General features: G+C 58.7%; 13 protein-coding genes, 2 tRNA genes, 4 rRNA genes and 2 pseudogenes. 5 read left to right on the top strand and 16 right to left on the bottom strand.

Translation table 11 applies throughout. The features are described 5' to 3' along the window. Window positions 1-183 precede the first annotated feature (183 nt). A pseudogene (locus tag ACRHIG_RS04805) lies at window positions 184-2,033 on the bottom strand (ABCB family ABC transporter ATP-binding protein/permease). 61 nt (window positions 2,034-2,094) lie between these two features. Here ACRHIG_RS04805 and ACRHIG_RS04800 point away from each other — a divergent pair. Together ACRHIG_RS04800 and ACRHIG_RS04795 are read left to right on the top strand one after the other, a co-directional pair. Beyond that, window positions 2,095-2,535, top strand: coding sequence for an acyl-CoA thioesterase (locus ACRHIG_RS04800; RefSeq protein ID WP_475414205.1), 441 nt, complete (start codon window positions 2,095-2,097; stop codon window positions 2,533-2,535). A 21-nt stretch (window positions 2,536-2,556) separates the two neighbouring features. Continuing rightward, window positions 2,557-4,146 carry an alkaline phosphatase D family protein gene (locus ACRHIG_RS04795; protein WP_475414206.1) on the top strand — a complete coding sequence of 530 codons (1,590 nt, stop codon included), beginning with the start codon at window positions 2,557-2,559 and terminating at the stop codon, window positions 4,144-4,146. Between the two features lie 3 nt (window positions 4,147-4,149). Here the strand turns inward: ACRHIG_RS04795 and ACRHIG_RS04790 are convergent, their stop codons facing one another. From ACRHIG_RS04790 to ACRHIG_RS04775, 4 genes and pseudogenes are all read right to left on the bottom strand, one after another. After that, window positions 4,150-5,832 carry a long-chain-fatty-acid--CoA ligase gene (locus ACRHIG_RS04790; RefSeq protein ID WP_475414207.1) on the bottom strand — a complete coding sequence of 561 codons (1,683 nt, stop codon included), beginning with the start codon at window positions 5,830-5,832 and terminating at the stop codon, window positions 4,150-4,152. Window positions 5,833-5,886: 54 nt separating this feature from the next. After that, window positions 5,887-7,569 carry a long-chain fatty acid--CoA ligase gene (locus ACRHIG_RS04785; protein WP_489629517.1) on the bottom strand — a complete coding sequence of 561 codons (1,683 nt, stop codon included), beginning with the start codon at window positions 7,567-7,569 and terminating at the stop codon, window positions 5,887-5,889. Between the two features lie 276 nt (window positions 7,570-7,845). Then, a pseudogene (locus ACRHIG_RS04780) lies at window positions 7,846-8,894 on the bottom strand (aminopeptidase). A 1-nt stretch (window position 8,895) separates the two neighbouring features. Further along, entirely contained in the window at window positions 8,896-10,971 is a 2,076-nt protein-coding gene (locus ACRHIG_RS04775; RefSeq protein ID WP_489629516.1) for a molybdopterin-containing oxidoreductase family protein, read from the bottom strand. A gap of 206 nt (window positions 10,972-11,177) precedes the next feature. Here ACRHIG_RS04775 and ACRHIG_RS04770 point away from each other — a divergent pair, with 206 nt between their 5' ends. Then, complete coding sequence (locus ACRHIG_RS04770; protein ID WP_489629515.1) at window positions 11,178-12,371, top strand: M20 aminoacylase family protein; 1,194 nt, start codon at window positions 11,178-11,180, stop codon at window positions 12,369-12,371. 1 nt (window position 12,372) lies between these two features. Here ACRHIG_RS04770 and ACRHIG_RS04765 read toward each other — a convergent pair whose 3' ends face one another. Then, window positions 12,373-13,275, bottom strand: coding sequence for an NAD(P)-dependent oxidoreductase (locus tag ACRHIG_RS04765; RefSeq protein ID WP_489630742.1), 903 nt, complete (start codon window positions 13,273-13,275; stop codon window positions 12,373-12,375). 89 nt (window positions 13,276-13,364) lie between these two features. Here ACRHIG_RS04765 and ACRHIG_RS04760 point away from each other — a divergent pair, with 89 nt between their 5' ends. Then, window positions 13,365-13,937: an acyloxyacyl hydrolase gene (locus tag ACRHIG_RS04760; RefSeq protein WP_230539252.1), complete on the top strand. Its 573-nt coding sequence runs from the start codon at window positions 13,365-13,367 to the stop codon at window positions 13,935-13,937. 226 nt (window positions 13,938-14,163) lie between these two features. On the opposite strand, the gene rrf (ACRHIG_RS04755) is transcribed toward ACRHIG_RS04760, so the two are convergent. The 6 genes from rrf (ACRHIG_RS04755) to ACRHIG_RS04730 all read right to left on the bottom strand — a co-directional run bounded on the left by rrf (ACRHIG_RS04755) (window position 14,164) and on the right by ACRHIG_RS04730 (window position 20,832). Then, window positions 14,164-14,276: ribosomal RNA gene (gene rrf / locus ACRHIG_RS04755) — 5S ribosomal RNA — on the bottom strand. A gap of 144 nt (window positions 14,277-14,420) precedes the next feature. Continuing rightward, window positions 14,421-17,309: ribosomal RNA gene (locus ACRHIG_RS04750) — 23S ribosomal RNA — on the bottom strand. 248 nt (window positions 17,310-17,557) lie between these two features. Beyond that, a tRNA-Ala gene (locus ACRHIG_RS04745) sits at window positions 17,558-17,633 on the bottom strand. Window positions 17,634-17,659: 26 nt separating this feature from the next. Further along, window positions 17,660-17,736, bottom strand: a tRNA-Ile gene (locus tag ACRHIG_RS04740). 82 nt (window positions 17,737-17,818) lie between these two features. Continuing rightward, window positions 17,819-19,348 (bottom strand): 16S ribosomal RNA (locus tag ACRHIG_RS04735). The 16S, 23S and 5S rRNA genes sit together here with 2 tRNA genes alongside, the layout of an rRNA operon. Window positions 19,349-19,752: 404 nt before the next feature. After that, window positions 19,753-20,832 (bottom strand): tartrate dehydrogenase, encoded by a 1,080-nt coding sequence (locus ACRHIG_RS04730; RefSeq protein WP_475417570.1) that lies wholly within the window; start codon window positions 20,830-20,832, stop codon window positions 19,753-19,755. A gap of 103 nt (window positions 20,833-20,935) precedes the next feature. On the opposite strand from ACRHIG_RS04730, the gene ACRHIG_RS04725 reads away from it, so the two are divergent. Then, window positions 20,936-21,835 (top strand): LysR family transcriptional regulator, encoded by a 900-nt coding sequence (locus ACRHIG_RS04725; RefSeq protein ID WP_489629514.1) that lies wholly within the window; start codon window positions 20,936-20,938, stop codon window positions 21,833-21,835. Window positions 21,836-21,850: 15 nt separating this feature from the next. On the opposite strand, the gene ACRHIG_RS04720 is transcribed toward ACRHIG_RS04725, so the two are convergent. The 4 genes from ACRHIG_RS04720 to rrf (ACRHIG_RS04705) all read right to left on the bottom strand — a co-directional run bounded on the left by ACRHIG_RS04720 (window position 21,851) and on the right by rrf (ACRHIG_RS04705) (window position 25,987). After that, on the bottom strand, window positions 21,851-23,341 hold the full coding sequence (locus tag ACRHIG_RS04720; RefSeq protein ID WP_489629513.1) for a DUF3482 domain-containing protein: 1,491 nt from the start codon (window positions 23,339-23,341) through the stop codon (window positions 21,851-21,853). Beyond that, complete coding sequence (locus ACRHIG_RS04715; RefSeq protein ID WP_489629512.1) at window positions 23,338-24,726, bottom strand: DUF2868 domain-containing protein; 1,389 nt, start codon at window positions 24,724-24,726, stop codon at window positions 23,338-23,340. Before ACRHIG_RS04715 ends, ACRHIG_RS04720 begins: the two co-directional genes overlap by 4 nt. A 151-nt stretch (window positions 24,727-24,877) precedes the next feature. Beyond that, window positions 24,878-25,567 carry a phosphatase PAP2 family protein gene (locus ACRHIG_RS04710; RefSeq protein ID WP_475417566.1) on the bottom strand — a complete coding sequence of 230 codons (690 nt, stop codon included), beginning with the start codon at window positions 25,565-25,567 and terminating at the stop codon, window positions 24,878-24,880. Window positions 25,568-25,874: 307 nt separating this feature from the next. Continuing rightward, a 5S ribosomal RNA gene (gene rrf, locus ACRHIG_RS04705) occupies window positions 25,875-25,987 on the bottom strand. Between the last annotated feature and the right edge of the window lie 27 nt (window positions 25,988-26,014).

The raw sequence follows: 26,014 nt of genomic DNA, 5'->3' as shown, positions 1-26,014 counted from the left end.
GCGGACAAACGGGATGGACTCCGAACGAAACAACTGTGGTGCAGACGCCACCAATGGAATTAATTTTATTTCATTTTCAGCGCCGGACCAGCCGTTTTCTGCGATTGCCCTCAAATAGGCGCTATACGCGCGCCTGAATCGGCGCGGCTGTAGCATTTTTCCTACTGATTCCCCTTTGCCGATTTATTTTGCCGGCGCCAGCCCCGCCAACGCGTCCTCTTCCGCCTCATCGTCCCGATTCGCCTGCTGGCGTTGCCACATCTGCGCATACAGGCCATCCGCCGCCAGCAATTGCGGATGCGTGCCCCGCTCGACGATGCGGCCATGGTCGAGCACGAGGATTTGCTGGGCGTCTGCCACCGTCGACAAACGGTGCGCAATCACCAGGGTGGTGCGGTTTTTGGCAATCTCCTTCAGCTGCGACTGGATCGCCTGCTCGGCCTTCGAGTCGAGCGCCGAGGTGGCTTCATCGAAGATCAGGATGGCCGGGTCTTTCAGCAAGGTGCGGGCAATCGCCACGCGCTGCTTTTCGCCGCCCGACAGTTTTAAACCCCGCTCGCCCACCATGGAGTTATAACCATCTGGCAAGCTTTCAATAAAATCATGGATCGATGCGGCTTTGGCCGCCGCCACGATGGCCTCCTTGCTGGCGCCCGGCTTGCCGTAGGCGATGTTGTACTCGATGCTGTCGTTGAACAGCACCGTATCCTGCGGCACGATGCCGATGGCCGCGCGCAGGGAGTCCTGCGTGATATTGCGCACATCCTGGCCATCGATGGTGATGCCGCCGCCATCGACTTCATAGAAGCGGAACAGCAAGCGCGACAAGGTCGACTTGCCCGAGCCGCTGTGACCCACCACGGCCGTCGTGGTGCCGGCGGGGATCTGGAAATCCACGTCGAACAGGATTTGCCGCTTCGCTTCATAGCTGAAATCCACATGCGCGAAACGCACGGCCGCGCCCCGCGTGACGAGCGGCTTGGCGTCCGGTGTATCGGCGATTTCGCGGTTCTCGTTCAGCAGGGAAAACAGTCGCTCCATGTCGGCCAGGCTTTGCTTGATTTCGCGGTAAATGACGCCCAGGAAATTGAGGGGAATGTACAGCTGGATCATGAAGGCGTTGACCAGCACCAGGTCGCCCAGGGTCATCGTGCCGGCGATCACGCCCACCGTGGCGCGCCACAAAATCAAGGTAACGGCCGTGGCGATGATCAGCGACTGGCCCGTATTGAGCAAGGACAGGGAAGTCTGCGATTTCACGGCGGCGGATTCATAGCGCTGCAAGCCTTCGTCGTAGCGCTTCGCTTCGTAATCCTCGTTGCCGAAATATTTCACGGTTTCATAGTTGATCAACGAATCGATGGCCTTGGTATTCGCCTTCGAATCGAGGTCGTTCATGGTGCGGCGGAAATGCGTGCGCCAGTTCGTCACCAGCACGGTGAACGCGATGTAGGACACCAGCGCCACCGCCGTGATCACGGTGAACCAGATATCGTAATGCAAGACCAGATAGCCGAGCACGAGGGTGATTTCCACCAGGGTCGGCAGGATGTTGAACAGGGTGTAGGAAATGAGCGAGCCGACGCTGCGCGTGCCCCGTTCGATATCGCGCGTCATGCCGCCCGTCTGCCGGTTCAAATGGAACCGCAGGGACAGCGCATGCAGGTGGCGGAACACTTGCAGCGCGATGGTGCGCACGGCGCGCTGCGTGACCCGGGCGAACAGGAATTCGCGCAATTCCGTAAACAAGGTGGTCGACAGGCGCAGCAAGCCGTACGCCACCAGCAAGCCCACGGGCAGCACCAGCAGCGCTTGCGGATGCGCCGCCGTGATCGTCATGGCGTCGACGAGTTTTTCAGGATCAGGGGCACGCCCACGTTGGCGAGCTTGGCGCCGACCAGGCATAGCAGCGCCAGCAATACCCGCCATTTGTAGACCCACAGGTACGGCAACAGGGTCTTGATGGTGGCGAAATCGCTGTGGCTGGCGGAAGCTGGCGAGCGGGGCGGAGGGGGAGTCTGGGAACGGCGCATGGCGAAGGTCGGCTTTTTATGGTTCAATCGCAGCAATTGTAGCCTTTCATGAGAATAAAAGATGAGCACCTCCCCCGCCCGCCCCGACAACTGCCTCGCCGCCGGCCTGCCCGCCGGGAAAATGCCCGAACTGCGCATGATGCCCGCGCCGTCGGACGCGAATGTGTACGGCGACGTCTTCGGCGGCTGGATCATGGCGCAAGTCGATATCGCCGGTTCCCTGCCGGCCACGCGGCGCGCCAACGGCCGTGTCGCCACCATTGCCGTCAATTCCTTCGTCTTCAAAAATCCCGTCTTCGTCGGCGATCTGCTCTCCTTCTACGCCGACATCGTCAAGGTGGGCAATACCTCGATCACCGTCAATGTGGAAGTGTATGCCGAGCGCAACCGGCTGCAGGCATGCATCGTGAAAGTCACGGAAGCGACCCTGATCTACGTGGCGACGGACTCCGACCGCAAGCCGCGCAAGGTGCCGCCGATCGAGACCTTATTGGCGTCTTGATTGTCGTAATCATTCCACACGATGGATAGCCAGCGCCGCATCTTCTTGCTGAGCGCTGCGCGCATCACGGCGCTGGCCGCGGCCGGCAGCCTGCTGTCAGGTTCCAGTGCCGGCGCCGCTACGCGCCTGAACGGCACGGGTTATCCGTTTGCGCTCGGCGTCGCTTCCGGTTCGCCCTTGCCGGACGCGGTCGTGCTGTGGACGCGTATCTGCTACGACCCGCTGCACGCAGCCGCCACGCCCGCCATCGCCCTGAACGTGCGCTGGGAAGTGGCCGAAGACGAGGCTTTCCGGCGCATCGCCGCCAAGGGCCAGGCCACGGCGACGCCCGCCCTCGCCCACAGCGTGCACGTCGACGCAGGTGGCCTGGCGCCCGGACGCTGGTACTGGTACCGCTTCATGCTGGGCGACGCCGTCAGCCCCGTGGGCCGCACGCGCACGGCGCCCGAGCCCGGCTCCATGCCTGCCTCGCTGAAACTGGCCGTCGCCTCGTGCCAGCACTGGGAATTCGGCGCGTATGCGGCGCACCGGCACATTGCCGCGGCTGCGCCCGACCTGGTGGCCTTCCTGGGCGACTACATCTACGAATGGGGGCCGTATCAGCTGCAGCACCCGAGCCGGGCCGTGCGCACGCATGAAAGTTTTACGCTGGACGAGTACCGCGCCCGCTACGCGCAATACAAGAGCGACCGCGACTTGCAGGGCGCGCACCTGGCCGCGCCGTGGATCGTCACCTGGGACGACCATGAAGTGGCCAACGATTACGGCAATGACCGCGACGAACTACTGACACCCACGTTCCTGCAGCGCCGCGCGGCCGCCTACCAGGCGTTTTATGAGCACATGCCGCTGCGCCTGCTGCCGCTGGGCAGAAGGGGCTTTGTCGACATGCGCATCTACCAACGCTACGACTGGGGCCGCCTGGCACGCTTCCACGTGCTGGACGACCGCCAATACCGCGCCTACCACGCCTGCGCCAGACCGGGCCGCGGCGGTTCGAATTCCGTCACCACGCGCAACTGCCCCGACTTGCGCAAGCCCGACCGCACCATGCTGGGCGAAGAACAGCAGCGCTGGCTGCAAACCGGTCTCGATGCATCTCCCGCGCGCTGGAATATCCTGGCCCAGCAAACCCTGATGGCGCAATCGAGCCAGGTGCCCATCCTGCGGCCCGGTGACGAACGCGTCTGGACCGATGGCTGGGATGGCTACCCGATGGCGCGCCAGCATCTGCTCGACGCCTTGCGCAGCAGCCAGGCCAGCAATCCGCTGGTGTTGTCGGGCGACGTGCACACCTTTTATGCGACCGAACTGAGCCGCAATGCCACGCGCCCCAGCAGCAAGGCCAATCCCGTGCTGGCGACCGAGTTTTGCGGCACCTCGATCACCTCCAGCTCCCGCCCGCAGGCGCGCACGGACCAGTACGTGGCGATGAACCCGCACATCCGTTACGGACGCAGCGACAAGCGCGGCTATATGTTGCTGGAAATCACGCCGGAGAAAACGACGACCCTGTTCCAGGGCCTGGAGAACGTGCGCGACAGCACTTCTGCCATCGCGACACTGGCCAGCTTTACCGTCCGGGACGGCAAGGCGGGCTTGCAAAGTTAAAGCCTAGGCAACCTTCTTTTCGTCGCGCAATTGACGGCGCAAGATCTTGCCGACATTGGTCTTCGGCAATTCATCGCGGAACTCGATGTATTTTGGCTTCTTGTAGGCCGTCAATTCATGCTTGCAATGCTCGCGGATCTGTTCCACCGTCAGGTTCGGGTCCTTGCGCACGACAAACACTTTCACGGCTTCGCCCGCGTTGGCGTCCGGCACGCCGATGCATGCGCATTCGAGCACGCCAGGGCACGACGCGACCACGTCTTCCACCTCGTTCGGATACACATTGAAGCCGGAGACGATGATCATGTCTTTCTTACGGTCTACGATTTTTACATAGCCGCGCTCGTCCATGACGCCCACGTCGCCCGTCTTGAAGTAGCCGTCGGCCGTCATCGACTTGGCCGTCTCGTCCGGACGCTGCCAATATCCCGCCATCACTTGCGGGCCGCGCACGGCGATTTCGCCCGGCTCGCCCAGCGGCACTTCCACGCCGTCGTCGTTGAGAATCGCCACTTCCGTCGACGGGAAAGGCAAGCCGATGGTGCCCGTGAATTCCGTGATATCGACGCGGTTGCCCGTCACCACGGGTGATGTTTCCGACATGCCATAGCCTTCGATCAGCGGGCAACCCGTCAGTTTCAGCCAGCGTTCGGCCACGTTGCGCTGCAGGGCCATGCCGCCGCCATTGCACACCTTGTAGCTGGAAAAATCGAGCTTGGCGAAGTCGGCATTGTTCAGCAGCGCGTTATACAAGGTATTGACGGCCGGGAAGACGACGATCTTGTGCTTGCTCAATTCCTTGACGAAGCCGGGGATGTCGCGCGGATTCGGAATCAGCACGCTCATGCCACCCAGACGCATGCCCATCAGGGCGCTGACCGTCAGCGAATAGATGTGATACAGGGGCAAGGCGCACATGAAACCCATCGAGGTGGCGCGCATTTCAGGCGTCATCACGGGCGACATCCACGCCTCGTTCTGCAGCACGTTGGCGATCACGTTACGGTGCAGCAACATCGCGCCTTTCGACACGCCCGTCGTGCCGCCCGTGTATTGCAGGAAGACGATATCGTCATGCCCCTGCTGCACCGGCGTCAAGGTCAAGCGTGCCCCCTCGGCCAGCACCTTGTTGAAGCTGATGGCGTTCGGCAAGGAGAACGCGGGCACCATTTTCTTGATCTTGCGCACGACGAAGTTGACGATGGTCCCCTTCAAGCCGCCCAGCAAGTCGCCCATGGTGGCCACGATCACGTGCTTGACCTGGGTATGCGGCAGCACCTGCTCGACCGTGGTGGCGAAGTTTTCCAGCACGATGATCGCTTCGCTGCCCGAATCGATCAGCTGGTGCTGCAGTTCGCGCGGCGTGTACAGCGGATTGACGTTCACCACCGTATAGCCGGCGCGCAGGATCGCCGCCATGGCCACCGGATATTGCAGCACGTTCGGCAGCATGATCGCCACGCGTGCGCCCCGTTGCAGGCCCTTGCTTTGCAGCCAGGCGCCCATCTGCTGCGACAGCTGGTCGAGCTCGCGATAGGTAAGGAATTTATCCATGCACACGAAAGCGTTACGGTCCGCGTATTTCTGGAACGACTCTTCCAGCAAATGCGTGACGGAACGGTATTGCGTGCAATCAATCTCTGCGGGAACGCTGTCCGGGTACGACTTCAACCAAATCTTGTCCATCTCGCCTCATCTTTATCTGTAAAAGGGATGCGCCCCCTGGCGCATCCACATTGTTTATGCTGCTATCTTTTTCTCGTCGCGCAAGGCGCGGCGCAAAATCTTGCCGACGTTGGTCTTCGGCAATTCATCGCGGAATTCGATGTATTTCGGCCGCTTGTAGCCGGTGAACTGCTCCTTGCAGTACGCGGCCAGCACTTCCTGGGTCAGGTTCGGATCCTTGCGCACAACAAACACTTTCACGGCCTCGCCCGAGTGTTCGTCCGGCACGCCCACGCACGCGCACTCGAGCACGCCTGGATGGGCCGCAATGACGGCCTCGACTTCATTCGGATACACGTTGAAGCCGGAGACGAGGATCATGTCTTTCTTGCGGTCCACGATCTTCACGTAGCCGCGCTCATCCATGATGCCCACGTCGCCCGATTTGAAGTAGCCGTCCGGCGTCATGACCTTGGCCGTCTCATCGGGACGGTTCCAGTAGCCGCTCATCACTTGCGGGCCACGGATGGCGATCTCGCCCGTCTGGCCCAGCGGCACTTCCTTGCCGTCATCGTCGAGGATGGCGATATCGGTCGATGGCACGGGCAAGCCGATGGTGCCGGAAAACGCCGTGCTGTCGGCGCGGTTGCAGGTGGCGACGGGCGACGTTTCCGACAAGCCATAGCCTTCGATGATGGACACGCCCGTCACCTGCAGCCACTTGTCGTTGACGGCTTGCTGCACCGCCATGCCGCCGCCATTGGCGATCTTCAAGCCCGAGAAATCGAGCTTGGCGAAGTCGGGATGATTGACCAGCGCGTTATACAGCGTATTGACCGCCGGCAGCAGGTTGAACTTGTATTTGCCCAATTCCTTGATCAGGCCCGGGATATCGCGCGGATTCGGGATCAGGATATTCAGGGCGCCCACGCGCGTGCCCCACATGGCGCAGGCCGTCAGCGCAAAGATGTGGTACAGCGGCAAGGCGCAGACGACGATCATCTGCTCGCGGCTGTTCTGGTCGAGCGCCGCGCCCGACCACGCTTCGCTCTGCAGCACATTGGCGATCACATTGCGGTGGCTTAAGGTCGCGCCTTTCGACACGCCCGTGGTGCCGCCCGTGTATTGCAGGAAAGCGGCGTCGTTGATGCTCAGCTCGACGGGCGTGAGCTTCATGCGGCTGCCCAGCGCCAGCGCCTGCTTGAAGCGCATGGCGTTCGGCAAGGAATACGCGGGCACCATCTTCTTGACGTTGCGCACGACAAAATTGACGATCATGCCCTTCAAGCCGCCCAGCATCTCCCCCATGCTGGCGACGACGATGTGCTTGACGGCCGTCTTGCTCAGCACTTGCTCGAGCGTATGGGCAAAGTTTTCCAGCACGATGATGGCTTCGCTGCCCGAGTCGTTCAGCTGGTGTTCGAGTTCGCGCGGCGTATACAAAGGGTTGACGTTGACCACCGTGTAGCCGGCGCGCAGGACGGCGGCGATCGCCACCGGATACTGCAGCACGTTCGGCATCATCAGGGCGACACGCGCGCCCTTCTTCAGGCCGCGGCTTTGCAGCCAGGCGCCCAGCTGGCGCGAATAGGTATCGAGTTCGGCATAGGTGAGAAATTTGTCCATGCAGACATAGGCATTGCGGTCCGCATATTTTTGAAACGCTTCTTCCAGCAAATGCACCAGCGAACGATATTGATCAGGATCGATGTCGGCGGGGACGCCGGGAGGGTACGACTTCAGCCAAATTTTGTCCATCCTGTGCCTCTTGTCTCGAATAATCGTGGGGGAGCCGGCGCACCCTGCCGGCGCGGATCATCGCTGCGGATTCTGTCGTCCTGCAGTCAGTTTGAGCATTCTGACGAGCAATTGCTCTATGCTACTAATGCGATGCTATCGGGCGCCGCGCTTCCATGCAAGCGCTTTCAACAGTATTCGAGCGGCAACTCTAGGGCCTTTTTATGCTGCATTGCAGCATGATAAATACGCTGTTACCGAATCGCTTGCCTCGGCATACGGGACAATCTTTACGGGTCAGGGGCTGGACAATTGTTCCAGCGCATGCCTGCGCTCAGGCTTCTTGAGCTGGGCCATTGTGTGCACTGCAGCATAAAAAGCACGAAAGTTCTTTTTTCTTCCAGCAATTTTTTGAAGGCAGGCAAAAATTCATTGTAGGTAGACACGGAAGCCAGGTGCGCATTGCTCAAGGGCTGCTCGAACCAGCGGTCGTAACCGGCAAAACCGCCCCAGTTTTGCTTGAGCACCTGATACGCGTCTTGCAATGCTGCAAACACCTGCGCCTTGCGCGCGCGCTTGTCCGCATCGCTGGCGTCGCTCGCATACACGGCGTCCAGCTTCCCCCGGTATGTCAGCAGCAAGGCCAGAAAATCCTGGCGCCGCGCCGCGTACTGAGCGTAGGCCGCGCGCATCGCGTCATTGCCCTCGCGCGCCAGCCAGCGCTGCACGCCCGCCTCTTCCACGGCGCTGGCGAACGATTCGTTGAAGGCCGAATCGCCGGGCACGTACACCACCTGGTGCGCCAGTTCATGGAAAATCAGGCGCGCCAGTTCCGCATCGTTGTAGTTGATAAAGGTCGACAGCAAGGGATCGTCGAACCAGCCCAGGGTGGAATACGCGGGCACGCCGCCCACCTGCACGTCGTAATGCAGGGCGCGCAACTCGTCGGCATACGCTAGCGCCTCGTCCTTGCTGTAATAGCCGCGGTAATTGACGCAGCCGGCGATGGGAAAACACCATTGCAGCGGCTGCAGCGACAATTCCGGCGTGGCCACCACGTTCCACAGCACGAACGGGCGCCGCAGGGACGCGTAGTTCTTGTAGCTGCCATTGTCCGGTAAATCCAGTTCGCTGACGGCAAAGCGACGGATTTGCTGCGCCTTGGCCAGGCGCACTTTCAGGCGCGGTTCGGTGGCCGGATCATCGAGCCAGTCACCGATGGGGCGCGCGCCGGACCACAGCGCATATTGCCCCTGCGCCGCCTGCGTGTAGTAGCGCAGCTGCGTGCAGCCGCCCAGCGGCAGGCACAGCATGCCGACAAGCAGGCGGGCCGGCCAGCGCGCCATGTCAGGCAGCCTTTTCCACTTCGACCAGCGTATCGTAGAACGTCGGCGCGCGGCCCATGTCCGTCAGGCGCTGGCTCGTCACTTCATTGGCGTTCTTGCCATCGCTGGCGAGTTTCTTCCACCACACGGACAAGCCCACCACCAGGCCTTTTCTCGCCTTGTCCGTGACCCTGGCCTTGGCGACAAAACTGCCACGGTCATTGAAGATGCGCACCATGTCGCCGGCCGCGATGCCACGCGCGGCGCAGTCGTCGGGATGGATGTCGAGGTGCGGCTCGCCTTCGGCCGCGCGCAGGCTTTTCACGTTCACGAAAGTGGAATTGAGGAAATTGCGCGCCGGCGGGGAAATCATGGCCAGCGGGAAGCGCGCCGCCAGCGCGGGATTGCTGGCTTGCGATTCGTGCGGCGCGATATACGTGGGCAAGGGATCGAGTCCCGCCTGCGCCATGGCGCTGGAATAAAATTCGCACTTGCCCGATGGCGTGGGGAAACCACCGTCGGCAAATGGCGCCTCGGGCATGGCCAGCTTTTGCCAGCCCCTGCGTTTCAGCGATTCCCAGTCGAAATGCACGGCACGGGCATCCGTCGCATCGAAGGCCTTGGCCGCCAGCGCATCATCACTTTCCTGGAAACACGGGTCGTCAAAGCCCATGTATTGGGCCAGCAGGCGGAAGATTTCCGTATTCGCCTTCGCTTCGCCCAGCGGCGCCACGGCCGCGTTGTTCGCCATCATGTACAGATGACCGTAGGTGGAATGCGCATCAACGTGTTCCAGTTGCGTGGTGGCGGGCAACACGATGTCCGCGTAATCGACGGTATCGGTCTGGAAGTGTTCGAGCACGACCGTAAACAGGTCTTCGCGGGCAAAACCCTGCGCCACTTTCGAGGAATCGGGCGCCACCGCCAGCGGATTCGAGTTGTAGACGATCACGGCTTCCACTTGCGGGCCAAATTCGGGCGAGCTTTCTTTTAATAAATCATCGCCGATGGTGCTCATGTTGATGGTACGCGGCGTGCCTTTCAACAAATCAGGGCGCTGCAGGGCCTTGCGGTTGACGGGGAAGGAACCCGAGCTCGACAGTTGCATGCCGCCGGCCGGATGGCGCCAGGCGCCCGTCAGGGCCGGCAGGCAGGCGATATTGCGCACGGCCATGCCGCCGCCATGCACGCGTTGCACGCCGTAGTTGGTGCGGATGGCGGCACCCTCGCCAGAGCGGCACGCCTGGCCGTACAGGCGCGCCAGTTCCACCACTTGCGTGGCCGTGATGCCGCACACCTCGGCCACGCGCTCGGGCGGCCATTCCAAAGCGCGCTGTTTCAAGGCATCGTAGCCGACCGTGTAGCGTTCGATGTAGTCATGGTCGACCAGATCTTCGGTGATCAAGACATGCATCAAGCCCAGCGCCAGGGCCGCATCGGTACCCGGCAGCAAGGCGATATGCTGGTGGCATTTTTCAGCCGTCAGCGAGCGGTACGGGTCGATGGCGATCAGGGTGGCGCCATGGCGCTTGGCTTCCTGCGCCCGCATCCAGAAGTGCAGGTTCGAGGCGATGGGGTTGCCGCCCCAGATGATGATCAATTTGGCGTTCTGGAACTGTTCCAGGTCCGTGCCGATGCTGGCGCCCACCGTGTAGCGGTAGCCCGTGGCGCCGGCTGACGCGCAGATGGTGCGGTCCAGCAGGGAAGCGCCGAGCTGGTTGAAGAAACGCGAGGACATCGACTCGCCCTGCACCAGGCCCATGGTGCCGCAGTAGCTGTACGGCAAGATCGCCTGCGGATCGCGCGCGGCGATCGGCTTCAAGCGGGCCGCGATGGTCTGCAATGCCTCTTCCCAGCTGATGCGTTCGAACTTGCCTTCGCCCTTCTTGCCCACGCGGCGCAGTGGATGCAGCAGCCGGTCCGCATGATAGGTGCGCTCCGTGAAGCGCGATACCTTCGTGCACAGCACGCCAGCCGTGGTCGGGTGGTCAGGATCGCCCTTGACGGCGGTGGCCACGCCATCGGTCACGGTGACCAGCAAGGCGCAGGTATCGGGGCAATCGAGCGGGCAGGCGGCGCGCACTTGGGTGGTGGTCATGGTGCAATCCAAAAACGTTGGGGGAAGGCGATACTGTAAACCATTCCGGACGCTTGCTGTTGGCGCCGTGGCAAGCACGTCCGTGCGCTGGATTTACCCGGCAAACAAGGGCTACAATGCACTATTAGCCGCGCCTGTTTTTGATCAAACAAGCACGGTCCGGCGCGCCATACATTGCTGCGTGCCAGCATCCACAGGAGAGTCCCATGAAACTAGTTGATCCGATCTTGGCGTTTCAATCCGAGCTGCAAAGTATCCGCCGCGACCTGCATGCGCACCCCGAGCTATGCTACGAAGAACAGCGCACCTCGGACGTCGTCGCCGCCAAACTGACGGAATGGGGCATTCCCGTGGTACGCGGCCTGGGCCGCACTGGCGTGGTCGGCATCATCCAGCATGGCAGCTCCAAGCGTGCCATCGGCCTGCGCGCCGACATGGATGCCTTGCCCATGCAGGAAATGAATACCTTCGAGCATGCCTCGCGCCACCCGGGCAAGATGCACGCCTGCGGCCACGACGGCCATACGGCCATGCTGCTCGGTGCGGCCCATTACCTGGCGCAACACCGCAACTTCGATGGCACGGTCTACCTGGTCTTCCAGCCGGCCGAAGAAGGCGGCGCAGGCGCGCGCGAAATGATAGCAGACGGCTTGTTCACCCGCTTTCCCATGGATGCCATCTACGGCATGCACAACTGGCCAGGCGCCGAAACGGGCACCCTGAGCGTGGTGGAAGGGCCGATGATGGCGTCGAGCAATGAGTTCCACGTCACCGTCAAGGGCAAGGGCGCGCATGCGGCCCAGCCTCACAAGGGCATCGACCCCGTGATGGTGGCCGTGCAAATCGCCCAGAGCTGGCAAACCGTCATCACGCGCAACAAGAGTCCGCTCGACACGGCCGTGCTGTCGATCACGCAAATCCATGCGGGCAGCGCCACCAATGTGATTCCCGACGATGCCAGTCTGGTCGGTACCGTGCGTACCTTTACCACGCCCGTGCTGGACCTGATCGAAGCGCGCATGCGCGACATCGCCGTGCACACGGCCGCCGCATTTGGCGCCGAAGTCGAGTTCCACTTCAAGCGCAACTATCCGCCGCTGGTCAACCACGCGAAAGAAACGGCGTTTGCCGTCGAAGTGATGAAAAGCGTGGTGGGCGCCGACAAGGTCAACGCGAATGTCGAACCGACCATGGGCGCGGAAGATTTTGCTTTCTTCCTGCAGGAAAAGGCCGGCTGCTACATCTTCATCGGCAATGGCGATGGCGAGCACCGCGACGGCGGCCACGGCCTGGGACCGTGCGTCTTGCACAACGGCAGCTACGACTTCAACGACAACCTGCTGCCGATCGGCGCCAGTTTCTGGGTCAAGCTGGCCGAAGCGAGCCTGCCCGTCACTTGATTCAGCTCAACTTATCCGGACCGGTGCCCAGGCGCTGGCCCGGATTCAACGCTTCCAGGGCCAACAAGGCAGCCGCGTGGTCTGCCGTCGGGTGGCTCATGGCGAGGGTATCATAGCGCTGCGTCACCAGTTGCGTCACCGGCAAGGTGACGTGCGCCGCTTCCGCTGCCGCGAGGATGTTGTGCATATCCTTGATCTGACTTTTCACCTGCCCGCCCGCAACAAAATTGCGCTCCAGCATGCGCTGGCCATGCACCTCCAGAATCTTGCTCTCCGCAAAACCACCGCGGATGGCTGCCCGTACGGCGGCCGCATCCGCGCCAGCCGCCTGGGCCAGCAGCAAGGCTTCCGCCACGATATTCAGGGTCGCGCCGACGATCAGCTGATTGCACAGCTTGGCAACCTGGCCACTGCCGGGTGGCCCCACCAGGGTCGGGCGCCCCATCGCCGCCAGGATAGTTTCCACGCGCGCGTAATCGCCGGCGCTGGCGCCTGCCATGATGGCCAGAGTACCCGCCTGTGCCCCGCCGACGCCACCCGACACGGGCGCATCGATGAAGCCATGGCCTGCGGCATGCAAAGTGGCATGAAATTGCCGGGCTTCCGATTGCTTGGTAGAACTCATATCGATCCAGATCGCGCCAGCGGGCAGGACCGGCAGCGCCTCTTGCAGTAGCTGCGCCACGATGGGACCGGCTTCCAGCATCGAGATGACCACGTCCGCGCCATTGACCGCCTCAGCCACGGATACGGCCGGCTGCGCCCCTGCCGCACGCAGGACTTGGGCCTTGCTGTGCGTGCGATTCCAAATTGTGACAGAATATCCAGCGCGTAGCAGGCAGCGGACCATCGGATCCCCCATCAGACCGATACCGAGAAATGCGATTTTTGTAGAGAATGTCAATTGAACCCCTGAAATCAACAAGTGGCGAGAGCGGCATGCAAAAAAGCTGCCTGCGCAGACAAGACAATAGCCTATCGGCCAATTTTACGATGAAAGCCTCTATGTTCTTCAAGAAGAATCTCCTCAAATCCATCGCCGCCGTTGCCGCGCTGATGGCGGCCAACGCCGGCTTTGCCGCCGACGACAAACTGATCGACTCCGTCTACGGCGAATATGCCAAGGGCGTGAAGGTACAAATGGTACGCGCCGGCGTGACCTCGAACTGGGATAAGGCCTGGTTTGTATCGAATGGCACGCAGCTGAGCGGTTACTGGGATGCCAGCATCGGTGGCTGGGATGGCAAGAGCTATCGCAACGTCCCTGGACAGCATCAAAAACTGTGGGACCTGGGCTTTACCCCTGTGTTCCGCTTTGAAAATACAAATAAGCTGGGCTTCTATGCGGAAGGCGGCATTGGCGTACACATGCTGTCCAAGCTGTACGACAACGACGATAACCGCCTGTCGACCCACTTCCAGTTCGGCGACCATATCGGCGTCGGCTATATCTTCAATAACAAATGGGAAGTCGCTGCGAAGATCCAGCATTTCTCGAACGGCGGTTACAAGAAACCGAATAGCGGCGTCAATTACATGAACGTCAAAGTCGCTTATCACTTTTAATGGGTTTGATAAATGACAAAGGCAGCGCGCAGCGCTGCCTTTTTTCGCCTGCTGAACAGCCGGGGGCAGTCCCCCCACACACTGAGCGTCGGTCGGCGGATCGGCGCAGGTCGGCGTAGGTCGGCTTAGCGCAGCGTAAGCCGACAGCACCAGCGGCGCACCCAACCGCCAGACGAAAAAAACCCGCCAATTGCTTGACGGGTTTTTCTCTTACTGCGAATAACAAGCCTGACGATAACCTACTTTCACACTGGTTGCAGCACTATCATCGGCGCAAAGTTGTTTCACGGTCCTGTTCGGGATGGGAAGGGGTGGGACCAACTTGCTATGGTCATCAGGCATAACTTGTACCGGCATTTGTCCTCAGTGGAGCGACAAAGCCATGAATCTGGAAGAAGCGGATTATTTAGAATTTTGGGTAATGATTGCGATCAACAACTTCGCAACATGTACTTTCTCATCCTCTGTACCTGCTAAGGTTATAGGGACAAGCCGTACGGGCAATTAGTACTGGTTAGCTTAATGCATTACTGCACTTCCACACCCAGCCTATCAACGTCCTGGTCTCGAACGACCCTTCAAAGAGCTCAAGGCTCTGGGAAATCTCATCTCAAGGCAAGTTTCCCGCTTAGATGCTTTCAGCGGTTATCTCTTCCGAACTTAGCTACCCGGCAATGCCACTGGCGTGACAACCGGTACACCAGAGGTTCGTCCACTCCGGTCCTCTCGTACTAGGAGCAGCCCCCTTCAAATTTCCAACGCCCACGGCAGATAGGGACCAAACTGTCTCACGACGTTTTAAACCCAGCTCACGTACCACTTTAAATGGCGAACAGCCATACCCTTGGGACCGGCTACAGCCCCAGGATGTGATGAGCCGACATCGAGGTGCCAAACTCCCCGTCGATATGAACTCTTGGGAGGAATCAGCCTGTTATCCCCAGAGTACCTTTTATCCGTTGAGCGATGGCCCTTCCATACAGAACCACCGGATCACTATGTCCTACTTTCGTACCTGCTCGACTTGTCAGTCTCGCAGTTAAGCACGCTTATGCCATTGCACTATCAACACGATGTCCGACCGTATCTAGCGTACCTTCGAACTCCTCCGTTACACTTTAGGAGGAGACCGCCCCAGTCAAACTGCCTACCATGCACTGTCCCCGATCCGGATAACGGACCAAGGTTAGAACCTCAAACAAACCAGGGTGGTATTTCAAGGTTGGCTCCACGAGAACTAGCGTCCCCGCTTCAAAGCCTCCCACCTATCCTACACAGATTGGTTCAAAGTCCAATGCAAAGCTACAGTAAAGGTTCATGGGGTCTTTCCGTCTAGCCGCGGGTAGATTGCATCATCACAAACATTTCAACTTCGCTGAGTCTCGGGAGGAGACAGTGTGGCCATCGTTACGCCATTCGTGCAGGTCGGAACTTACCCGACAAGGAATTTCGCTACCTTAGGACCGTTATAGTTACGGCCGCCGTTTACTGGGACTTCAATCAAGAGCTTGCACCCCATCATTTAATCTTCCAGCACCGGGCAGGCGTCACACCCTATACGTCCACTTTCGTGTTTGCAGAGTGCTGTGTTTTTATTAAACAGTCGCAGCCACCAGTTTATTGCAACCCTTTCACCCTCATGGAGTAAACCAATCAAGCTACCGGGGCGTACCTTTTCCCGAAGTTACGGTACCAATTTGCCGAGTTCCTTCTCCCGAGTTCTCTCAAGCGCCTTAGAATACTCATCTCGCCCACCTGTGTCGGTTTGCGGTACGGTCTCGTATGACTGAAGCTTAGAGGCTTTTCTTGGAACCACTTCCGATTGCTTCGTGCACAAGTGCACTCGTCCCATCCCCTTGAATTCCGTACCCGGATTTGCCTAAGTACCTTCTATGAGACAGAAACTGACTATTCCAACAGTCAGACAACCTTCCGCGATCCGTCCCCCCATCGCATCATACGACGGTGCAGGAATATTAACCTGCTTCCCATCAGCTACGCATCTCTGCCTCGCCTTAGGGGCCGACTCACCCTGCTCCGATGAACGTTGAACAGGAAACCTTGGGCTTACGGCGTGGAGGCTTTTCACCCCCATTATCGCTACTCATGTCAGCATTCGCACTTCTGATACCTCCAGCATCCTTTACAAGACACCTTCGCAGGCTTACAGAACGCTCTCCTACCATATATATCTGTGATAAATCACAGAACAATATCCGCAGCTTCGGTGACTGGCTTAGCCCCGTTACATCTTCCGCGCAGGACGACTCGATCAGTGAGCTATTACGCTTTCTTTAAATGATGGCTGCTTCTAAGCCAACATCCTGACTGTTTTAGCCTTCCCACTTCGTTTTCCACTTAGCCAATCTTTGGGACCTTAGCTGGCGGTCTGGGTTGTTTCCCTCTTGACGCCGGACGTTAGCACCCGACGTCTGTCTCCCAAGCTCGCACTCATCGGTATTCGGAGTTTGCAATGGTTTGGTAAGTCGCAATGACCCCCTAGCCATAACAGTGCTCTACCCCCGATGGTGATACTTGAGGCACTACCTAAATAGTTTTCGGAGAGAACCAGCTATTTCCAAGTTTGTTTAGCCTTTCACCCCTACCCACAGCTCATCCCCTAATTTTTCAACATTAGTGGGTTCGGACCTCCAGGGCGTGTTACCGCACCTTCATCCTGGCCATGAGTAGATCACTTGGTTTCGGGTCTACACCCAGCGACTGATCGCCCTATTCGGACTCGATTTCTCTACGGCTTCCCTATGCGGTTAACCTTGCCACTGAATGTAAGTCGCTGACCCATTATACAAAAGGTACGCAGTCACGGAACAAGTCCGCTCCTACTGTTTGTATGCACACGGTTTCAGGATCTATTTCACTCCCCTTCCGGGGTTCTTTTCGCCTTTCCCTCACGGTACTGGTTCACTATCGGTCGATTACGAGTATTTAGCCTTGGAGGATGGTCCCCCCATATTCAGACAGGATGTCACGTGTCCCGCCCTACTTGTCGTACGCTTAGTACCACCGGTCCGATTTCACATACGGGGCTATCACCCGCTATGGCTCCCATTTCCAGGGGATTCTGTTATCGGTCCGACTATCACGTACAGGCTCTTCCCATTTCGCTCGCCGCTACTTTGGGAATCTCGGTTGATTTCTTTTCCTGCAGCTACTTAGATGTTTCAGTTCGCCGCGTTCGCCTTGCATACCTATGTATTCAGTATGCAATACCCTAAAAGGGTGGGTTGCCCCATTCGGAAATCTGCGGATCAAAGTGTGTTTGCTCACTCCCCGCAGCTTATCGCAAGCTACTACGTCCTTCATCGCCTGTAATCGCCAAGGCATCCACCATGTGCACTTATTCGCTTGTCCCTATAACGTTAGCCTCTGAAGACCGAAGTCCTCAAAGAGCGCTACAGGGATAAGAAAGTACAACGTTGTTGCTTGTTTGTTGATACATACAATCATTACCCATCGATTTGCGTTTTACGGCAAACCGATCAATAAATAATCTTTACTTCTTCCAGATTGTTAAAGAACGAAACAGCTTTGATCGCTAAAAGATCAAATCTAAACCTGAGTCTATTTGACTGGCTTACATTTGCACTTTCGGTAAAACGTGGTGGAGGATGACGGGATCGAACCGACGACCCCCTGCTTGCAAAGCAGGTGCTCTCCCAGCTGAGCTAATCCCCCATGTTTGCTACGGGTGCTACAGAAACTGGTAGGGCTGGTTGGACTCGAACCAACGACCCCCGCGTTATCAACACGGTGCTCTAACCAGCTGAGCTACAGCCCCAAATGCTGTTCTTCTTTATTAACAGCCGATAAGTGTGAACATTTGATGCGTGAATCATTTACATGATTCGTGCAAACTCTAGAAAGGAGGTGATCCAGCCGCACCTTCCGATACGGCTACCTTGTTACGACTTCACCCCAGTCACGAATCCTACCGTGGTAAGCGCCCTCCTTACGGTTAAGCTACCTACTTCTGGTAAAACCCGCTCCCATGGTGTGACGGGCGGTGTGTACAAGACCCGGGAACGTATTCACCGCGACATGCTGATCCGCGATTACTAGCGATTCCAACTTCATGCAGTCGAGTTGCAGACTACAATCCGGACTACGATACACTTTCTGCGATTAGCTCCCCCTCGCGGGTTGGCGGCGCTCTGTATGTACCATTGTATGACGTGTGAAGCCCTACCCATAAGGGCCATGAGGACTTGACGTCATCCCCACCTTCCTCCGGTTTGTCACCGGCAGTCTCATTAGAGTGCCCTTTCGTAGCAACTAATGACAAGGGTTGCGCTCGTTGCGGGACTTAACCCAACATCTCACGACACGAGCTGACGACAGCCATGCAGCACCTGTGTACTGGTTCTCTTTCGAGCACTCCCCAATCTCTCGGGGATTCCAGCCATGTCAAGGGTAGGTAAGGTTTTTCGCGTTGCATCGAATTAATCCACATCATCCACCGCTTGTGCGGGTCCCCGTCAATTCCTTTGAGTTTTAATCTTGCGACCGTACTCCCCAGGCGGTCTACTTCACGCGTTAGCTGCGTTACCAAGTCAATTAAGACCCGACAACTAGTAGACATCGTTTAGGGCGTGGACTACCAGGGTATCTAATCCTGTTTGCTCCCCACGCTTTCGTGCATGAGCGTCAATCTTGACCCAGGGGGCTGCCTTCGCCATCGGTGTTCCTCCACATATCTACGCATTTCACTGCTACACGTGGAATTCTACCCCCTCTGCCAGATTCTAGCCTTGCAGTCTCCAATGCAATTCCCAGGTTGAGCCCGGGGATTTCACATCAGACTTACAAAACCGCCTGCGCACGCTTTACGCCCAGTAATTCCGATTAACGCTTGCACCCTACGTATTACCGCGGCTGCTGGCACGTAGTTAGCCGGTGCTTATTCTTCAGGTACCGTCATTAGCAAGGGATATTAGCCCTCACCGTTTCTTCCCTGACAAAAGAGCTTTACAACCCGAAGGCCTTCTTCACTCACGCGGCATTGCTGGATCAGGCTTTCGCCCATTGTCCAAAATTCCCCACTGCTGCCTCCCGTAGGAGTCTGGACCGTGTCTCAGTTCCAGTGTGGCTGGTCGTCCTCTCAGACCAGCTACTGATCGATGCCTTGGTAGGCTTTTACCCTACCAACTAGCTAATCAGATATCGGCCGCTCCACGAGCATGAGGTCTTGCGATCCCCCACTTTCATCCGTAGATCGTATGCGGTATTAGCGTAACTTTCGCTACGTTATCCCCCACTCCAGGGTACGTTCCGATATATTACTCACCCGTTCGCCACTCGCCACCAGAGCAAGCTCCGTGCTGCCGTTCGACTTGCATGTGTAAGGCATGCCGCCAGCGTTCAATCTGAGCCAGGATCAAACTCTTCAGTTTAATCTCTGTTACTTTGCCATTTTATTGGCACCGTCTTGCGACGGGTCGCTCACTCAAAAAACTGACAGGCCACTACTTTCGTAGCGCCTATTTCATTATTTCTTGTGAACATTTGATATTTTAAGTTAGACGCCAATCCGAAGATCGGCGCTGCACTTGCATCAAATGCCCACACTTATCGACTGTTAATTGTTAAAGAACTGTATTCGGTACTACTTTCGCGCTATTGACAAAGCGTTGTGTTTGTCAGCTGCGAAGAAGGAAGAGTATGAAGCAATTTGCTACGTCCGTCAACTCCTTCTTTTCTACTACCCAGCCCCTGAAGGCCGTCCCTTTTGTGCCGCAAACTGCTGCGTCTCATTGGGGAGGCGAACTATAGCAAAGCCGCCCACGGGCGGCAAGCTTTATTTCAGCAATTCGGCAACCGCCTTGCCGACATCAGTCGTACTGGCGCTGCCGCCCATGTCCGGCGTACGCGGGCCATACTCGAGCACCTGCTCGATAGCGCGCACAATCGCGTCATGCGCGGCCGTGTATTGGGTATCGCCATTGCCGAGAAAATCGAGCATCATGGCGCCCGACCAGATCATGCCAATCGGGTTGGCGATATTCTGGCCATAGATATCGGGCGCGGAACCGTGCACCGGCTCAAAGACAGAAGGGAAAGTGCGCTCAGGATTGATATTCGCCGACGGTGCGATCGCAATCGTTCCCGTGCATGCGGGCCCCAGGTCGGACAGGATATCGCCAAACAGGTTCGAAGCGACCACCACGTCAAAACGCTCGGGGCTGAGCACAAAACGGGCCGCAAGGATGTCGATATGGTATTTATCCCAGTGCACATCGGGAAAGCTCGGCCCCATCGCTTCGACTCGCTCATCCCAGAATGGCATGCTGATGGCAATGCCATTCGACTTGGTCGCCGATGTCAGGTGTTTTTTAGGCCGGCTTTGCGCCAGCTCAAACGCATACTTCAGGATGCGATCGACGCCCTTGCGCGTAAACACGGATTCCTGCAGCACCGTTTCGCGCTCCGTCCCCTCGAACATGCGCCCGCCCACGGACGAATATTCTCCTTCCGTATTTTCACGCACGACATAAAAGTCGATATCGCCAGGTTTCTTGTTCGCCAGCGGACACGGTACGCCCGGCATCAGCCGCACGGGTCGCAAGTTGACGTATTCGTCGAACTCGCGCCGGAATTTCAACAGCGATCCCCATAAGGAGATATGGTCGGGCACCTTGTCCGGCCAACCCACGGCGCCAAAATAGATGGCGTCAAAATCCTTGAGCTGGGCAAACCAGTCCGAGGGCATCATCTGGCCATGCTCCAGGTAATAGTCGCAATTCGCCCACGCCATGGTCGTAAACTGCAGGTCGATATTGAATCGGCGCGCCGCGGCCTCGACCACACGCAACCCTTCCGGCATGACTTCATTGCCGATGCCGTCGCCGGCGATGACTGCGATTCTGTGTCCGGGCATGACATTCTCCTGTGGATAAATGGATATGTTGATGATACTGGTGCCGCATCAGAATACAATCAGGGAATTCATAACCCAAGTATCCACATTTTGTGGTCAATCGATGAAAAATACGCCGCTGCTGGAAGACTTGCGCCTGTTTTGCCAGGTCGCCCATAAAACCAGTTTCGCCGCCACGGCGCTGGAACTGGGCATTTCCAAGGCGGTCGTGAGCAAGCGCATCGGCATGCTGGAAGCGGCGCTGCAAGTGCGTTTGCTGCACCGGACGACGCGCCGGGTCAGCGTCACCGATCACGGCGAGATCGTACGGCAATGGGCGCAGCGCATCCTGGAAGATGTCGAACAGATGGGTGAAGCGGTGGCGCAGTCGAAATTGCAGCCGCAGGGCTTGCTGCGCATCTGCTCCAGTTCCGGTTTTGGGCGCAACCGGCTCGGTCCCGCCCTATCCCAGCTGGCACGGCAATATCCAGACCTGAAAATACAGCTGGAATTGCTCGACCGCCCCGTTGACCTGCTGGGCGAAGGTTTCGACCTCGACATTCGCATCGGCGAGGTGCGCGAGCCAGACCTGATCGCCCACCGCATTGCCAGCAACCAGCGCGTCCTGTGTGCCTCGCCCGCCTACCTGGCCCAACATGGCACGCCTGCCACACTGGCGCAATTGCGTGAGCATGACTGCATCGTCATCCGCGAGCGCGACCAGGATGGACGGCGCTGGAAACTGCAAGGGCCGCACGGGCAGGAAACGGTGAAGGTTGATGGACCGTTATCGGCCAACAATGGCGAGATCGTCCATCAATGGGCGCTGGATGGCCACGGCATCATCTTGCGCTCCGCATGGGATGTGGAAAGCAGTCTGGCGCAAGGCAAGCTGATCCGCATTTTGCCCGCGTATCAACAGGCCGCCGATGTGTGGGCGGTGACCACCTCGCGGCTGTCGAACTCGGCCAAGGTCAGAGCCTGCGTGCAATTTCTGCAACAGTGGCTGCAGACCCGCGTCTGATTGGCGCCTGATACGCTATACGAGGCGCGGCACATCCGGATACAGGCGGGCCAGGGTATCGGAAGTGATGGCGGCAATCATGGGGGCGATCCGCTCGGTCGCTTGCTCGGGCGATTTTTCCCTGCGCACGTCTTTCCACAACTCTGCCAGCGCGCCCTCATGACGCGACACCGCTTGCTCGACTTCATCTTGCCAGAAGGCCGGCGCTTCGCTTTCCACAAAGTTGCCGCGGCCACGGCCAAAGTGCGCCACCGCTAAGTAACGCAGCACGCCTGCCACCACCAAGGTACGCAGGAAGGCATCGGTAAATTGCATCGTGGGCTCGTTGCGATCCGTACCGGAATTAAAGCCCCAGGCCGCGCCCGCAAATGTCAGCGCACCGACCACGCCGCCAAGCAAGGCGCCCGTGCCCAACGTCAAGCCACCGGAAATCAGGTCGGCTGACAGTCCCGTCGCCGCTCCGGAAATCATGGCGCCCAACAACCCCGCTTGCGCCTTGTCGATCGGCGCGCGCACGGCGAAATTTTCCCGTATCCGGCTATTGATCTTATGCGCATCGGTCGGGTCGAGTTTGTGCAAGATCAACAGTTCACGCGTGATCACGCCGTTGTGCGTATTGAGGCGCGCCACCAGGCTAGCCATGGCCTTTTCCTGGCGTTGCTGCTCTGCATTCTTGCCGATACCCACAACTTGCAAAGCCGATTTCAGCAAGCCCTTGGACGCCGGCTCAATGGCCTCGCGATCCTGGGCAGCCGCAGCCAGCTGCGTAGCCAGCAATTGCATGGCCTGCTGGAAACGCGCCGTATTCTGCGCTTGCCAGCTAGCAAACAAGCGCGCATAGCCACTTTGCTGTGATTGCGGCAACAACTTGCCCACGGCTTCGTAAAACACACGCTCATGTACCCAGCAGCGGGCAAAGGCATCGAGCGCCAAAACGTCGCGTACGATGGGATATTGCTGCAAATGCTCGCGCCAGCGCGCCTGCTCGCTGTGTTCTTCATTACCCGGACGTGGCGGCCCCATCTGATTGAGCAAGACCACCACTGGCTTGCCCAGCCATTCGAGGATTTTCATTTCCGCCGGCAAGTAACCCGCATCCTTCGGATGTTCCGAGGAGTTGACCAGGTACAGCACCACGTCGGCCGCGTCCTTGGCCGTGCGCAGCGCTTGCTGGCTCAGCCAGAACGGACGGTCGCGATACCGGTCCAGCACCTCGCGCAGGAACCAGCCGATGGGATTGCCCGACTGTCCCAGCCGCTTGAGCAGGCGCACGGAGTCGCCAAAGCCGGGCGTGTCCCACAATTGCAGGGCATCGCCCTGCGGCGTCGCCAGCAAGGTATGCGATTCGGCAAACACCGTCACGTGGGCGGCGTCGCGCACTTCGCCGATATCCACGCCCACCAGGGTGCGCGCCAATGTCGTCTTGCCATTATTCGTGTGCGAAATCAGCGCAAACTGAATCTGCACCGCATTATCCTGGATATCTTTATTCACATTCACACTCATGCTGCTGCCGATACTTTCAAGCCGACACCGGCATCGAGCGGGTGCAGGGCCGGATTGAGCAAATTGACCACGGTGGCCGTGGTTTTATGGAACTGGCAGAACTGTTGCCACAGGGCGACTCGTTCCGCCAAACGGGCGGCATTATCCACCTGCTCGCCCGCGCGCTCCAGGTAGCTGGACTCGTCGATCAGGACTGCGATGCCGCGCGCCGACGATTGCACCAGATAATCGAGGAAGGCGCCTTGATTTTCCTTTTCCGGCGTCGCCGTCAGGTTGAACAGCACGGCCGTGATATTGACTTGCGGATCATTCAAGTCCGTGCCGCGCAAGACTTCCTGCGGCTCTTCGCCATATGACGTCGATGGACGCAGCATCATGCGGCCCTGCTCGCCAAACAGCATGATGGACAGCTGCCCCAGCCCCTTGTGGCGGGCTTCATCGACCGTAAAGCTGTACGGCAAGACGCGCAGCATGCCGCCCGTAGCCACGCCGATGCTTTCATTAAGCTTGCGGAAATACGGTTGATCGAGATCCAGCGGAAAGTGCCTGGCCAGGCGCGCGGCGCGCCAGTTGTTAACCAGGGCCAGGATCAGGCGGGGCACGACCACCAGCAGGAAAATCGTTGCCGCATACAAATGCACCCAGCGCGCGCCGCCTTCGACGGTCGTCGTTTGCGGGAAACGCAGCGCCTCGATTTCCGCCAGCGAAAAACCTTGCAAATGAAACAGGGCGATGGCCGGCGCAAACAAGGTCGACAGCAGGCTGTGCACCTGGCCGGCATTCAGAAACGTGCTCTCCCACCCGGCCGCGTACTGCGACAGGAAGCCGCGGGCATACAGCGAGGCGACGGCGCCGATGGCAAACATGGCGGCGCTCAGGTGAATGGTACGACCCAGGCGCGCGGCCGTCAGCTTGGCGCTCAGGTGCGCCCATTCCCCCATGAAACTGAGCAAGCCCGAGGACAAGGCGTGCGGCAATTTGCGCGGCAAGGCCAGGCGGCCCACGCTCAGGTGGCGCACCAATCCCGCTTTCGGCCAGCCCAGGGAACGTGAGGGAATGCATAGCCAGATCAGCAAGCCCAGGTAGACCAGCACATTCCAGGCGATGATCAACAGCAAGGGCGCCGACAACAAGTCGACGCGGTGCGGATCCGTGATGCGATCAAGCCCGGCGCCCAGCAGCAGTGCCAACAGGGGCAAAGTCAGCGCCAGGGTTTTCATGCCGTTACGGCGTTTCGCGAAAACGGCAAACGCGGGGGTGCGCTCGGTGATGCGCTTGATGATCAGCTCGGAGCGCTGCTGCAGGAAATCGTCACCCGTGACTTCGGCCTGCTTGCCCGAAGCTTGCCATTGCGCAAGCTCACGCGCACTGCGGCTGGCATACATGCGGTCATCCTCGCTGAGGACTTCTTTTTCTGGTCGGCCGTCTCGATAGCACGGACCAATACCACTTCTCTCGCAATCTGCTCGTTCATGGTGCTCCTGTTTTTGTATGAAACGACAACTCGACAGGCAGATTGTGACGTACTTTTGTATTTCAGGCCAACGCGTCCTCGGTCCGGAACAAATGATGCAGCAGATAGATCAGGAAAGAAGCGATCCAGGCAGACCACAAGGTGTGCGTAAAAAATTGCGCACCTTGCAACTGTTGCTGCCAGCCTGCCGCCAAACCGCACAGCAGCATGACGCCAGTGAGCAGCAGCGCCGTGCGTGGCCGTCCAGGCAGGCAGAACAATGGCAAGGCCAGCATCCACCAGGCAATATTCGCCTGGGTCGCTGGCAGGCATACCATGGCAGATGCGCTGGCTGGCAACGTTTCCAGCAAACGCGTGTAAGGCTCCAGTCCGCCATAGCGCAATAAATCCGTGGGGCACGGCACATCGCTGAAAGAAGAGAGCCAATAGATGCTTAGCGGCACGAAGATAGCCGACAGCGCCGCCACGCGCAAGGCGCTGCGGCGTGAAGCAAGCCAGGCCACCGGACGCAAGGTGTCCCAGACGGCCAGCCCGATCATGACGGCGCCAAGCAAGAGCATACCTATCTGAAAACTGCCCGCCCACGCGCTGTCGGTGCCGACAAATTGCCCACGCGCATCGTCGAACATGCTGTCGGCAATCATGAGGTCGAGGTTGCTGTAATTGCCGATCCACAGTATCAGCATGGCCGACAGCATCAAAGCGCTATCGATGCCTTTGGGCGTTTTGACGAGTTTAAGCTTGGCCAGCATGGGTGCACACGTTACTTGATGAGAATGGAAGTCATCGTACAGTGTCAATATGAAGAGAACATGACGGTGCCCGCTGTGCACAACATGTGGTGATAAATGACAAAGGCAGCGCGCAGCGCTGCCTTTTTTCGCCTGCTGAACAGCCGGGGGCAGTCCCCACACACTGACCGTCGGTCGGCGGATCGGCGCAGGTCGGCGTAGGTCGGCTTAGCGCAGCGTAAGCCGACAGCACCAGCGGCGCATCCAACCGCCAGACGAAAAAACCCGCCAATTGCTTGACGGGTTTTTCTCTTACTGCGAATAACAAGCCTGACGATAACCTACTTTCACACTGGTTGCAGCACTATCATCGGCGCAAAGTTGTTTCACGGTCCTGTTCGGGATGGGAAGGGGTGGGACCAACTTGCTATGGTCATCAGGCATAACTTGTACCGGCATTTGTCCTCA

It is taken from the genome of Janthinobacterium sp. C22, assembly GCF_057919405.1.
Note: the sequence above shows the minus strand (reverse complement) of the source record. Positions and strands in the feature narration are given on the sequence as shown.

Coding starts and splice junctions, on each gene's coding strand:
- ACRHIG_RS04795 (WP_475414206.1), top strand. CDS start 2,557: ATGGATAGCCAGCGCCGCATCTTCTTGCTGAGCGCTGCGCGCATCACG.
- ACRHIG_RS04785 (WP_489629517.1), bottom strand. CDS start 7,569: ATGGACAAAATTTGGCTGAAGTCGTACCCTCCCGGCGTCCCCGCCGAC.
- ACRHIG_RS04800 (WP_475414205.1), top strand. CDS start 2,095: ATGAGCACCTCCCCCGCCCGCCCCGACAACTGCCTCGCCGCCGGCCTG.
- ACRHIG_RS04775 (WP_489629516.1), bottom strand. CDS start 10,971: ATGACCACCACCCAAGTGCGCGCCGCCTGCCCGCTCGATTGCCCCGAT.
- ACRHIG_RS04730 (WP_475417570.1), bottom strand. CDS start 20,832: ATGCCCGGACACAGAATCGCAGTCATCGCCGGCGACGGCATCGGCAAT.
- ACRHIG_RS04790 (WP_475414207.1), bottom strand. CDS start 5,832: ATGGACAAGATTTGGTTGAAGTCGTACCCGGACAGCGTTCCCGCAGAG.
- ACRHIG_RS04715 (WP_489629512.1), bottom strand. CDS start 24,726: ATGTATGCCAGCCGCAGTGCGCGTGAGCTTGCGCAATGGCAAGCTTCG.
- ACRHIG_RS04760 (WP_230539252.1), top strand. CDS start 13,365: ATGAAAGCCTCTATGTTCTTCAAGAAGAATCTCCTCAAATCCATCGCC.
- ACRHIG_RS04725 (WP_489629514.1), top strand. CDS start 20,936: ATGAAAAATACGCCGCTGCTGGAAGACTTGCGCCTGTTTTGCCAGGTC.
- ACRHIG_RS04710 (WP_475417566.1), bottom strand. CDS start 25,567: ATGCTGGCCAAGCTTAAACTCGTCAAAACGCCCAAAGGCATCGATAGC.
- ACRHIG_RS04770 (WP_489629515.1), top strand. CDS start 11,178: ATGAAACTAGTTGATCCGATCTTGGCGTTTCAATCCGAGCTGCAAAGT.
- ACRHIG_RS04720 (WP_489629513.1), bottom strand. CDS start 23,341: ATGAGTGTGAATGTGAATAAAGATATCCAGGATAATGCGGTGCAGATT.